Raw genomic sequence first — 12604 nt, 5'->3', positions numbered from 1 at the left:
AGCTTGTCTTCTCAGTCCTCCTGTGGAACACCGCAGTACACCACGTATATTTGCTTGCATCCGAGTTGAGACAATACATCCAGCATGGGCTGAATACGTTCTTCTGACATATGTCTTTCCATCAGTACAAAAATCTCATCATATTGCCCTGGTGATACATTGTAGATATAATTCCGGACAGCAGGATCTTCTGGCGAAGCATATCCTTCACCTGCAGTAACCGCATATCCAGGACGATTAACTGTATAGATTGGACTCCGAGTCGTGGACTGGTACATAACCCCGTCGCCCATCTCAGCTGCAATTCGCATCGGAATATGCATAAACTCGCCCGTTCCCATGACAAGTGTGCGCTGGCCTTTCCTTTTTTCTCGCAAAATTGATGCAATCCTTGAAATACCGGAACTAAGAATGGGATTTTGACCTGAACGAATTCCGAAGCGTCCTGTATACCGAAGATAAGGAGCCGACCAGCGACTACCATCCGAATCTTTCGATACAGCGGCCCATGGCTCCAGCTCACCTGCTACAGATATAACATGTATCAACGATGTGGATTCATTTACCAGTTTCTCTGTAGAAGCGTTGATGGATGGTTCACCCATTACCTTAATTTTTCCTTTTAACAAGCTTAATGGAGTGATTGTTATTCCAAGTTCATGTTCGAGTGCAGAGAATCTCTGCTCATCAGCATCTGTGCGCCAATCTAGCAGAGAAGCGATATAGTATTGTTTACGTGGATATGTGCGCTGGATATCCCGAATAATGTTCAATGTTGTATTGCCCGTTGTAATCTCATCATCAACAAGGACAAGAGGTCCACCTTCTGCGAGTGATCTGGAGTCCAATGCGTAACAGCGATGAGACATGGCATGAGAATGCTCTTCCTCGAATTGAATATCAGGCTCAATGTCAGGCAAGTACTCTCTTGTGGAATGAATATACGTTGCATGCTCAGCGAACAATTCGTACATGCTGTGTCCCAGAGCGGTGGCTGTCTCGGCGAAACCAACGAATTTCACCTCTTCAGGCAAGGTCATCTCAACATTCATTAAATACTCATAAGCCTCACGGGCTTGATCTGGATCTATCAATCCGCTAACCATTCGTTGTTTCCATTCCGCAATACGCTTGTCTTCTCCGTGACTTAGATCTTCATACAGAAGAACCGCTAGGGCAGCCCCGCTTAATAGCGAGGTATAGGGATTGACGGCAATATGCTTGCCAAGCAACTTACTAACAAAGAGAAATGATCTTTTTTTATTCAAACGGGCCGCCATGGAGAACAGATTCTCTAATGGGATCTCCAGAGGATTGTGCGAGGCCTCAATAGTGACATTGAACTGATCAAGAATAGGAAACGTAAGTCTGTTCGTGTTTGGGCAGGAGCCCGACAAAATGCTGCTGTTCATGTAACACCCCATATATTTGTGATCGGATCAAAATTCGTTTAGCCCAACTCAAGTGCGGCTTGATCTCGTTCATTTTGTTGGTATACGTGCTCTTGAAAACGCCTAGACTTCCGTCGTTACGGGCTACAATACCCTGCGCATCCATGAATTCTTCATGCGTGACGACATACATCGCCTGAACGGGCTTGATATGTGTAGGATGAATAATCGTTTTTCCCACAATGCCATTCTCCTTGTCCATCATGACTTCACGCATCAGTCCATCCATAGAGTTCGTAATATATTTCATTCTGAGGTTCCGCCCCGTCTTACCAAGTGATTCCTCGAATGGCGTCTGTCTTAATTGCGGCTTGAATACTCGTTCACGCTGACTAAAATATTCCCAGACTGGACCGGATATTACATATCCATTGTCTACGCGTCCGTATAAATTGATGATGTCGGATATGCAATCACGTATGGTTGCAATTTCATAAATGGTAAGTTCCGGACTTCTTCTCAGTCCAAAGAGGCTTGAGAAATCCGTCGCTCCGATTCGAATGTTCAACACATAGTGTGCATACTCATCCACGATCTGTTTCAACTCGATCAATGTATCCCAGCGTGTCTCTCGGTATATCACTTCCGCCGTCTCCAAAATTGGCATGGCGTATAGGATCGGATGTGCGCTACCTTTCTGCTGATTATATTCGTGAACAAGCTGCAAATAAGCACGTCCATTCTCACAGTCAAACTTTGGCAAAGCAACACCTGTCAACAAGGATATTCGTTCACCTAGTATTTCAAAAAGATGTTCCAACTGCTCCGGGGATCTCACCCGGACAAAAAGCAAGGGCAATCTGTTCGATGACAACATTCCCGTCTCCATGTACTCTGCTACAAGTGTAAGTTGCTGGACCAGACATTGTTCCGCAAATTCGACTTGCTCATCTCCTACAGCATCTTCCAGATCAATAATGATGGTTGTGAGTCCTTCTTGTTTACCGTTCATAATATCGTCTGCAATATGCGGACGGGTGGCTGGCATGTACAAAGCAGCCCCAACAGCGTATGCCAATATTTCTTTGGAGGTCCGGTGACTAAACGATACGGGCGAAGAAAAAAACAGTGCTTCTTCCTCCTCTGAATTCAAAAAACTAAAATATTTCAGGTTATTCTCCTCCTTGCACTTCTGACTTAAAGTCAGTCTGCATCATGAAATGAATGCTGTCGGGGTATAAAAACCAATCCCTCCGAGATGCGGAGGGATTGGTGGCAAATGTGACAAAAAGGTTAGGCTTGACCTTTGTTTTCTTTTTTTCTTCTTGCTGAACTGATAAGCATGGCTCCAGCAAAAACAGCAATCAGTAATGAGAAGAAGATTACGTTGGAGATATGGAATCCAAAAGCACTCAGCATCATTTTCACAGAAATAATAGCAATAAGGATAAATGCTGCTTTTTCCAGTTCAGGAAACTTGTCAATGAGTTTAAGGAAAATCTGTGCGACACCACGCATCATGAGCACCCCGATAATACCTCCGAGGAAAAGTACCCAAATCTGCTCACTAATACCAAACGCCGCAATAACACTGTCAATACTGAAGGCAATATCCATCAACTCGACCATAAGCACGGTTTTCCAAAATGAATATTGCTTGCCTTCCTGATTCTCCTCTGCCTGAGACTTGAATAGTCCTTTGTAGGCGATATACAAGAGGTACAGTGCTCCGAGCACTTTGATCAAGGTGATTTTGACGAGGAATGTCCCGAGCCCGATGGCAATAAACCTGAAAATATAAGCTCCTAAAATACCATAAAACAACGCCCGCTTCTGCTGTTCTTTAGGCAAATGTTTAACCATAACGGCCAGTACCAACGCATTATCTGCAGATAGAAGCCCTTCCAGCAAGATCAAGCTGCCAATAATCCCCCAACTTACAGGGTCAGAGAGTGTAGCCACAATCTCGGTCCAAGAGAAAAAATGACCATAGTTCTCGCTAATACTTTTGAAAAAATCACTTAACATGAAAAGGCAGCCTCCGCTAACTCAAATTGTTATTTACTGCCGGCAGTCCAGCGCATTCCCCACCCATGGGCTTCATCCAGGGCGCGGTGTCCATTATAGAACTGGACAATTCTCTCAATACTGAACGTCTCATCATTCACGTTGCGGAACATGGCAATACCACACATTCCCAAGGAACTTCCATGTTCATTCATGCGGACGATAATATCAGGACCGTCTTTCTGGTTAATCGTTACGACTCCATCGGCCTGTGACCAGTTTTTGACACCTTCATAAATGTAAGTGAACACGAGGATACGCTTGATATGGGCAATACGTTCACCATTTATGCGCAGATTCTCTCCGGTCTTCACTGATCCAGTCCGGTCGTCCCCGTCCAAAGCAATGTACGGATATCGGTTCAAGGACCCGAATGATTCTCCCAGGGCCTGTATTACACCTTTACTGCCATCCATCATTTCATAGAGGCAACCTAGATCCAGATCCACGCTCTTGTTCCGCCCGAACAAACCTCGGTTGGTCTGTTGATTCCAGTTGAGATTAATCAGGATCTCCCCGAGTCCGCCTGAATTTTTCTTCAGGTTGATCGTGTCGCCCTTTTTCTTCAGCTCGATCTTGTTCAAATTCAGTTCAATCTTGGGTTGAGGCGGCTGAGCTGGTGGCGCTGGTGGCTTCGGCGTTGGGGGCTGAGGTACAGGAGGAGCAGGTTGTGAAGATGAAGCATTATCTTCAACACTCACGCCAAAATTGCCACACAACGCATTTAGCCCCCCGGCAAAACCGGAACCCACCGCATTAAACTTCCACTCGCCATTATGTCGATATAACTCGCCAATAACGATCGCCGTTTCCACGGTAAATCCACTAGCCAGATCATATCTCAATGCTTCCTGTCCGTTATTGGCATTCCCAAAGCGAATATAGGTATTCTGAACCTGACCAAAGCTTTGGTTTCTGGACTCACCTTCATAGATGGTCAGACTGAATGCAATCTTCTCAATACGGGCAGGGATTTTGCTTAGATCAATATCAAATTGCTTTTTGTCCGATTGCTGCGGCGTATCCTTGTACGTAATAAATGCCGTTGTCGGCTGATTATAAAAGATAAAATCTTCATCACCGGATACTTTGCCACCAGCCCCGAGAAGAAAGGCAGATGTATCAAGTTCAAGCGCTGAGGGGGAATCCCAGCCAATACCAACCGTAAGACGGGAAAGCCCCGGATTAGTTTTGGTCAGGTCCGTTTTTTGCCCTTTGACGACAGTTACAGCCATAACAGATTCACCTTTCTTCTCCTATTTGGCATCTAATCCGTAGTTCTCACAGAGCGCAGCAAGTCCACCGGCAAACCCACTACCGATTGCCTGGAACTTCCAATCCGTACCCGAGCGGTAAAATTCACAGAAAACAACAGCCGTCTCAGTCGAGAAGTCTTCTCCCAGATCATAGCGCAGAACCTCTCGCTCATTGGATGCATCTACCACCCGAACAAAAGCATTAGACACTTGACCGAAATTCTGTGCGCGTGCTTCATAATCATAAATCGTTACGGTAATACCAATCCGGGTAATATTTGCAGGGACTTTGCTAAAATCCACGATGATCTGCTCATCATCGCCTTCTCCCTCACCTGTACGGTTATCCCCCGTGTGAGTTAAAGAACCTGCACCACCCGTTGGGTTGTTGTAGAAGACAAAATCATCTGTCCCTTTGGCTTTGCCATCTTCATGAAGCAAGAATGCTGAAGCATCGAGGTCAAAATCGACTCCACCGCTATATTTGTTGGTATCCCATCCAAGACCCACCACAACTTTGGTCAATCCAGGGTTTGTTTTGGTTAGATCAATACGCTGTCCCTTAGCCAAGCTAATTGTCATATATTCGTCCACCTTTCTTTATGTTGAAAATCCTTTTCCCTAATGAAAAGGAAAACCGCCAAATCGACGGCTTCCCTGTCTTTTATATGGTCACAAATTAATGAATGAGTTCTATTGCAGACCGTAGTCACGCGTAAGGCCAACTAAACCGTCCTGATAACCACTACCAATCGCGCTGAATTTCCACTCACCGCTATGACGGTACAACTCTCCAACCACAACACCTGTTTCAATGGAGAAATCTTCACCCAGGTCGAAGCGGATCAGTTCTTCAGAATTGGCTTCGTTTACGATACGTACATATGCACGGGAGACTTGTCCAAAATTCTGGCTGCGTTCCTGAGCTTCATAAATTGTAATCGTGAACGCAATTTTCTCAATGTCTGCTGGAACGTTAGGCAGGTCGATTTTCACTTGCTCATCATCGCCATCCCCTTCACCCGTACGGTTGTCACCCGTATGCACAACGGAACCATTTTCATTTTGCGGGTTATTGAAGAAAATAAAATTCTTTTCTCCGTTAACCTTACCGTCCGCATTCGCACAGAACACGGATACATCCAGGTCAAAATCCTTGCCGCCATCATACTTATTGGTATCCCAGCCCAAACCAACAGTAATTTTGGCCAAACCCGGATTTGTTTTTGTTAAGTCGATCTTCTGACCTTTAGATAGATTGATAGCCATTCGATTCATCTCCGCTTCACTATAAAATTAGATAAACTTTTATTCTGGAAATCCATTTATTTTCTACGTATAGCGACGAGCGAGCTCATCGATATGTACCGCATGAGCACCTTCACCGATTGCAGAGAATTTCCACTCTGCACCATGTCGATACAATTCGCCACAGATGAGGGCTGTCATACCTGCATAACTATCGGATAGATTAAACTTTACTAATTCCTGTGAGTTGCCTCCATCCAAAATGCGGATATATGCACGCTCAATCATGCCAAAATCCTGTTTGCGATTCACGCAATCATAAATGTTAACGACGATAAGAATTTTATGAACATCGACAGGTACGGAGGAGAGGTTGATTTTGATTTGCTCATCGTCCCCTTCACCTTCGCCAGTTAGATTATCTCCTGAATGAACTACAGATCTACACAAGCTTTGCTTGTTATGAAAACAGACCAGATTGGTTTCCTTCGTTAACTTTCCATTCTCATCCAACAGCAAAGCCGAAGCATCACAATCAATATTCGCCTGCTTTTTTCTTCCGAAAAACCCTTTGGAGGCTACTGGATCCCAACCCAAACCGGCTATGACTTGAGTTAATCCTGCTTTACCCTTGGTTAGATCAATTTTTTGTCCCTTAACCAAATTAATACCAGCCACTGATATTCACCTCCTTTCAGCTTCAGATGTCAGGGTGATTACAGACTGAATTCACCCGGATTCAACCCAAGAACTGTGCAAATTTCACCTACAACTCTTCGCTCTTGATCATCAAAGTTGCCATCAGCAGCACCAATCGCACTACACACACCTACAATGACACGGCCGACTTCCGGCTTCGACTTAAACTTTGCAATAGCCTTCAAGGCTTCCTGTTTCCCGATCTCGGGCGAAAACTCAAAGTTATTGACATAATGGTTGAAACGTTCAATGACAACCGTCATATCAAACACTTTCAATTCCTGACTCAGATTTATGTATCCCGCCATCTTGTTCTTCTCCGAAGCATCTACGCTTCCATCCGCAAAAGCAACCAAGGCACAGCCTGCCACTACAGCGTCCATAAAATCCTTGTTCTTGAATCGTTTAACCTGGTCCTCAAGACCCTGTTTCGTCGAGTTAAGCCAATTTCTGAATGAGCTCATTCTATATCCTCCGTTACTAGATTCATTTCACTTCAACTTCCTTTATAAACTAGCAAAATCCAACAATCGTTTTTACATCCCAATTCATAGAAAAAAAATAGTTAAATTATCCCTTTACTATACTCTATATTTTGTCATTTTTCTACATATAAAAACAAAAATCACTTCTATACCATTAATTTATCCATAAAGAGATATGATCTATTTTTTTAATGTTCTACATTTAATTACAATTTTCGACAAAAAGAAAAAGAACAACCCCCAAATAGTCTTGTTTCAGGAGGATGTTCTTCACTTTTAATCCATATTATACATTTTACATACCAATAGCAATGCACATTTATGCATTTATAAAGACTGTTAAATTCGTATACCTTCATACATCTAGTTTAACAACGATCTAGCAATTCATTCAAGCACACAGCACCCTGCGCTCGCACATTAACCACAATAATTGGTGTATCCAGCATGCCGTGCATCCAGGACATATACTCCTCAACCTTTTCGTTGGGAAGAATCGTCAGAATGACCCCTGCAAATCCACCGCCGTGTATACGGCAAGCGCCATCACCCAGCTTTTGCAGATAATTTTCAGTTAACGCCAGTGCGATACCAATCTCCTGTTCCTTCACCGAACCACTCTGATATACATTCTGGAGCCACTTCCAGGATGAGTTCCCGGATGCCGTAATCAAATTCAGGAAATCAGCAAAACGCCCTTCCCGCAAGGCCTGTACCTGACCGTCCACCCGATTGTTTTCCTCCAAGAAATGCAGCGCACGCAGTACCGCACGATCCCCCGCTGCTTCACGTACCTGCTTTATATTGGCATAAATCGCCTCGGCCGTGATTTCGCGGACATATTCGCTGCCCAGAGCTTTGGCAACCGCTCTCATCTCATAAGGTACTGCAGCATAATCCTCCGTCAGATCCGCGTGATTCCCACCTGTGTTTACAATGACCAAGGAGTAACCGTTTTGTTGGAAATCCCATTGTACAGGCTCAATTACAGGCTCGGCCGGGTTCTCAAAATCAATCGCAATCAGCCCTCCATAGGCACAAGCCATCTGATCCAGCAGACCGGATGGTTTATTCCAATAATGGTTCTCCGCATACTGACCAATCTTGGACATGACCACCACATCTAATGTGCCCTCATTGTAAAAATGATTCAGAATCGTACAAATCAGCATCTCGAACGATGCCGACGAGCTCAGCCCGGACGCCGAGAACACGTTACTGGAGATGTACGCCTGGAAGCCGCCCACTTTGTATCCGAACTGCCCAAATCCCGCAGCCATACCACGAATCAACGCCGTAGTGCCGTCGTCCTCAGCCTTCGATGCCATATCTGTGAGATCGATTACATATTTCTGTTCATAGCCTTCTGAATAAAAGGTAATAATCGAATCCGTAGTTGGCGCAGCCACCGCTATCGTATCCAGCGTAATACTTCCCGCGAGCACCTTGCCATGATTATGATCCGTGTGGTTGCCGCCAATTTCGCTTCGTCCAGCCGCACTGAACAATTTGCTGCCCTCTTGTACGCCAAAATACTGTTCGAATGATTCATTGAGCTTTGTGTAACGTGCAGTCTGTTCTTCTAATTGTTGCTGACCGTACATTTGGGCAAGCAGCGCTTGGCCTGAAGTAGACTGGATCAGTTCCAGTGGTTGAGTAGTCATTGATAATCCTCCTATGGATATGCAGCATTTATTTTTTTGACGTAGATGATGAACAATACGGGGAACAATCTATGCCCCTTTACTCTCCCATTATCTCAGCTTCGTTTCGTAAAAGGTAGGGTAGAATTGCAAGTTTGTAAGCGCTTTTTGAAGACATTTTATCTTAATTCCATAGGTTTAACTTCAATCTGATCCACAATAAATTCATTGTCGGCTTTATTGAAGGTATACGTGATATTGAAGTCACACACATATGTAGGAGATATACCAATAGAGCCAGGGAGACTTAATTTTATTTTGTGATTATCCAATGTATAAATAATTATACCGCCGAAAGCAAGCTCATCTTGATGGTAGTCTGGTGCTGGATCAAAATCATAATTGAAGTTATCTACTTGTCCTTGTGAATTCGCTGTAATCGCTAATGTGCCATCATCATTTTTAGATACACGCGATTCAATATGCTCAGCAACAATATCCTCATAACGCTGTACTTTAATTTCAGATAAGTTATCGGAGTTAACGACATGAATTTCATAGATATTCAAGCCTGTCCCTCGGCCAATCTGAATGATTATTATAGCCTCTTCCTTACCATCACCGGTAAGATCGGTATAATATAACTGAGGCTCCGTTCCAGAATAATGAGAGATGCTCCAATCAAATTCTTTTGTGCGCCCATTTATATCTAGAGTTACTCTTTCAGTTGCATCTTCCATTGCTTTATATGCATAAAGTTTTACTTGTTCATCCTCAGAAGATCCGATTAATTTCAATTTTGAATTTGTTTCTGATTAACAAAAATTAATCCAATGAATTTAACCGAATGGTTACCTTCCTCGTTTCACGATCATTAGAATCAAACCAATCCTTAAGTACGTTATATTCGCTTGTTTCTAATGCCGCTGTTTCAATCGTGAAATGGTTATTGTCTATCCATTCATAAGAGATGATGGGCCAGGTCGGTTTCAACATGAATGTTTCTTCAAATTCAGTTGATGCATATGGGATGATTTCTAATTTTTTGAGATCCACGGCAACAAGGATTTGTCTCTTAACCAGACCGCCTTCATCATAAGCATACCGAATTAACACCTGCTGATAGTCAGAGGAAAGTTTATAATCTTGTAAAATGCCCTCAGGCATCGGTAAGCTATGGGTCTCTCTACCATCAATTTTCACCAAAAGGGTAGAGCAGGCTTTGGTTCCACATCCATACTTTAGCATCGAATATGTTTCCGAAGAAGGCACCTCCAATACCTCCAATTGTGTACGATCTATTTCAGTTTGGAAGTCCGGTTCGTTCATCAGGTAGCGCTTATACTCTGGGACATCGTTAAGAGATAATTGTAGGGCCGCTTCTTCATTCATGATTTCAATGATGTTAGGTAATGATGATGCTTGGTTATGCATACCTGTGGAATTGTTATCGTTATCATTTTTCACATGATATTCGGGAGTTTCTAACCCAGAAAACCATATCATAATTACCGCTGAAGTAACGAGTACTATAACTAGTAGCAAAAAGAACATTTTCTTTTTCATAGCACTCCTCTTTTGCGCATGGTTTCGATCCAGAACCAAATGAATTGTACTACAAATATATCCATTTTTACCTACAAGGTAACATAGTGAAAAAACGTATTTCCATTGCATATGTATGGAAGATACGTTTTTTCAGTATTGTTCATGTATATTATGTGTAAATATTATTTACATATTGTTCAAAGCACATGCGATTGCCCTTTGCTTACCGCCCTATCCATTTTCCTTTCCGTTCGTTGCTGCTGAACCGCATCCAGATATTGCGTGAATCGGGATTCACCAGAGTAGCTCAGGAACAGCCATTCCAAGGCTCTTGTCATTCCAATGTAAAAACGGGATACTTCACGTTCATCCACTTCTTCTGCTTTTCCCGGCTTGCGTGGCATCGTTTCAATGGCAATGATAAATACAGCTCTGAAATCCAGCCCCTTCGCACTATCAATCGTCAATATTTTAATGCTGTCCTCTTCCCGATCGAAGTTCTTCTTGCTCTGGTCATCTCTGGTCACCCAATTATACGGAAGGTTATTGTCACCTAACACATGCTCCATCTCACCAATAATATTGACCCCATTAAATTCCTGGACTCTATACAAGATGGCTATATCTTTCAGAGACAATGATTTCTCTCGTCTTAAAAAGTCAATACGCTTGGCTACAAACGCCATCTCCGCCTGCGTGCTTTGGCTTTGATAGATCAGAGGCTCTGGTCCTTTGCGTTTTGTGAACTGAGGCGGTATAATCTCGATTCCGTCTGTCGCAGTGCTAATGACTTTATGCTGTAACCTGGAGTGTTCCTTGTAAAAATCCCACGCAAATTGCACGATCTGTGCCGTGTTCCTATAATTGATCGTCAGAATTTTGGAGCGGCCACGGAAGTCCAGTCCCGTATCTTGAGCCAAACTGTTTTTTCGTTTGAAAATCGTTTGCGCCCGATCCTCCACAAGCAAGAGCGACTGCGTCTCCTCATTGAGACAAGCACTCACCAACTTCAACCAATCCGGTTCGAAATCCTGACCCTCGTCAATCAATATTGCATCATATTTCGGCAACTCTTGTATGCCCTGCTCCATCTTCTCCAGCAAGGCTGGCAACTTCTTGTCCATAATCCGAAATTGCTTGCCGAGCCACGAATGGAACGTACTCACCTGAATATTGGATCCAAGAATAGAACCCCCATCATTATCTGCAAAATCAAATAAATCCTCAGGCTCTGCCATCTTCTGCACAATGGCCTGTCTCAAGTATTGGGATAAGGTTGATCCATAACAAAGTACAAGAATGTCCCAGTCTGGATTGGCCTTCGCCAGCATCCGCGCCCGACTGACAAGCACCAGCGTTTTACCGCTACCCGCAACTCCGCGGATTAAGCGGTGCTTGTCTCCAACCTGCTTCGCCATCTTTTCCTGATGCAGATCCATCGTCTTGATGTTATGCAAGGATAACAATAGCTGGTCCTGATGAGGCACGATTTCTTTGCGCTCCGCACTAATCCGCACTTCGGGGAACAGATGGTAACGAATTGCTTGTATATCGTCATGGGTCAAGCTATATCGGTTCCGGGTAGGCACCGTAAACATGTGCAGAAGCTTCTCAATCAGAATTTCTTCCGAGAAATCTTCATCCTCCGGATTGACCTCTTCTCTGGTCAGCACAAACACCGGATCCATAACACTGTATAAATCCATATGTAGAAAGTCCTTTTGCTTCAACCGGGTGAAAACAACACCATATCCATAATTGAATTTCAAATATCCTGGCGTTCCCTCTTTGATCAGATTCTTATCCTTCTTCAATTGATCCGCTATGAGGAATGCGTAACCTCTTGCTTGCTTCAGTGGACTCGGTTCAGTAGTCGTCTCACCTGCCGTAGTGTGTAAAGTCCATTCATCCCGATTTACCTGATGCAGTGTGCCTTTGGTATAATCCTTCACTTCTAGTACAAGCAAACCTAAATCTGGCCCGATAATGACAAAATCCGGTCGTCTTCCGCGAATGTCAGGTTCATAATACACGATGTAGTCATCAGGGAGATGTTTCTTTAAAGTCTCAAACAATAATCTTTCTCCTGCAGTCGCTTTCTTCGGGATAGCCTCTGGTACTGTATTTGCCATGCTAATCGCTCCTAGTCAAATCTATAATTGCTATAAGTATATTATTCAACATAAAACCACAATTTTCCACAAGTAATTTTATATATGGAACTTTTCTCGAAACAGTATTCGTTGCAAACGAATCTATCGGGCGCT

12 protein-coding genes are annotated in these 12604 nt (G+C 43.6%); all 12 read right to left on the bottom strand.

Features of this window, described 5'->3' with window-relative positions; genetic code table 11:
• Positions 1-11 precede the first annotated feature (11 nt).
• On the bottom strand, positions 12-1412 hold the full coding sequence (locus BMW94_RS09225; protein WP_090997413.1) for a phosphoribosyltransferase family protein: 1401 nt from the start codon (positions 1410-1412) through the stop codon (positions 12-14).
• Positions 1348-2544: an HpcH/HpaI aldolase/citrate lyase family protein gene (locus tag BMW94_RS09220; RefSeq protein WP_090997410.1), complete on the bottom strand. Its 1197-nt coding sequence runs from the start codon at positions 2542-2544 to the stop codon at positions 1348-1350. The genes BMW94_RS09225 and BMW94_RS09220 overlap by 65 nt, the downstream gene beginning before the upstream one ends.
• Positions 2545-2684: 140 nt before the next feature.
• On the bottom strand, positions 2685-3419 hold the full coding sequence (locus tag BMW94_RS09215) for a TerC family protein (RefSeq protein WP_090997407.1): 735 nt from the start codon (positions 3417-3419) through the stop codon (positions 2685-2687).
• Positions 3420-3448: 29 nt separating this feature from the next.
• Positions 3449-4693: a TerD family protein gene (locus BMW94_RS09210; RefSeq protein ID WP_090997404.1), complete on the bottom strand. Its 1245-nt coding sequence runs from the start codon at positions 4691-4693 to the stop codon at positions 3449-3451.
• 21 nt (positions 4694-4714) lie between these two features.
• Entirely contained in the window at positions 4715-5296 is a 582-nt protein-coding gene (locus BMW94_RS09205) for a TerD family protein (protein WP_090997400.1), read from the bottom strand.
• 111 nt (positions 5297-5407) lie between these two features.
• Positions 5408-5983: a TerD family protein gene (locus BMW94_RS09200; protein WP_090997397.1), complete on the bottom strand. Its 576-nt coding sequence runs from the start codon at positions 5981-5983 to the stop codon at positions 5408-5410.
• Between the two features lie 63 nt (positions 5984-6046).
• Complete coding sequence (locus BMW94_RS09195) at positions 6047-6640, bottom strand: TerD family protein (RefSeq protein ID WP_090952824.1); 594 nt, start codon at positions 6638-6640, stop codon at positions 6047-6049.
• Positions 6641-6678: 38 nt separating this feature from the next.
• On the bottom strand, positions 6679-7125 hold the full coding sequence (locus BMW94_RS09190; protein ID WP_090997392.1) for a tellurite resistance TerB family protein: 447 nt from the start codon (positions 7123-7125) through the stop codon (positions 6679-6681).
• 389 nt (positions 7126-7514) lie between these two features.
• Positions 7515-8810: a galactokinase gene (locus tag BMW94_RS09185; protein ID WP_090997387.1), complete on the bottom strand. Its 1296-nt coding sequence runs from the start codon at positions 8808-8810 to the stop codon at positions 7515-7517.
• A gap of 158 nt (positions 8811-8968) precedes the next feature.
• Positions 8969-9586, bottom strand: a complete 618-nt coding sequence (locus BMW94_RS09180; RefSeq protein ID WP_090997384.1) for a hypothetical protein — start codon at positions 9584-9586, stop codon at positions 8969-8971.
• A gap of 28 nt (positions 9587-9614) precedes the next feature.
• Complete coding sequence (locus tag BMW94_RS09175; protein WP_090997381.1) at positions 9615-10355, bottom strand: hypothetical protein; 741 nt, start codon at positions 10353-10355, stop codon at positions 9615-9617.
• Positions 10356-10534: 179 nt separating this feature from the next.
• A complete protein-coding gene (locus BMW94_RS09170) occupies positions 10535-12469 on the bottom strand; it encodes a 3'-5' exonuclease (RefSeq protein WP_090997379.1) in 1935 nt (644 codons plus the stop codon).
• Positions 12470-12604 lie beyond the last annotated feature (135 nt).

It is taken from the genome of Paenibacillus sp. OK003 (assembly GCF_900109515.1).
Taxonomy (GTDB): domain Bacteria; phylum Bacillota; class Bacilli; order Paenibacillales; family Paenibacillaceae; genus Paenibacillus; species Paenibacillus marchantiae.
This window is presented reverse-complemented; position numbering and strand designations above follow the sequence as displayed.

Coding starts and splice junctions, on each gene's coding strand:
- BMW94_RS09205 (WP_090997400.1), bottom strand. CDS start 5,296: ATGACAATTAGCTTGGCTAAGGGACAGCGTATTGATCTAACCAAAACA.
- BMW94_RS09210 (WP_090997404.1), bottom strand. CDS start 4,693: ATGGCTGTAACTGTCGTCAAAGGGCAAAAAACGGACCTGACCAAAACT.
- BMW94_RS09225 (WP_090997413.1), bottom strand. CDS start 1,412: ATGAACAGCAGCATTTTGTCGGGCTCCTGCCCAAACACGAACAGACTT.
- BMW94_RS09185 (WP_090997387.1), bottom strand. CDS start 8,810: ATGACTACTCAACCACTGGAACTGATCCAGTCTACTTCAGGCCAAGCG.
- BMW94_RS09200 (WP_090997397.1), bottom strand. CDS start 5,983: ATGGCTATCAATCTATCTAAAGGTCAGAAGATCGACTTAACAAAAACA.
- BMW94_RS09190 (WP_090997392.1), bottom strand. CDS start 7,125: ATGAGCTCATTCAGAAATTGGCTTAACTCGACGAAACAGGGTCTTGAG.
- BMW94_RS09215 (WP_090997407.1), bottom strand. CDS start 3,419: ATGTTAAGTGATTTTTTCAAAAGTATTAGCGAGAACTATGGTCATTTT.
- BMW94_RS09170 (WP_090997379.1), bottom strand. CDS start 12,469: ATGGCAAATACAGTACCAGAGGCTATCCCGAAGAAAGCGACTGCAGGA.
- BMW94_RS09175 (WP_090997381.1), bottom strand. CDS start 10,355: ATGAAAAAGAAAATGTTCTTTTTGCTACTAGTTATAGTACTCGTTACT.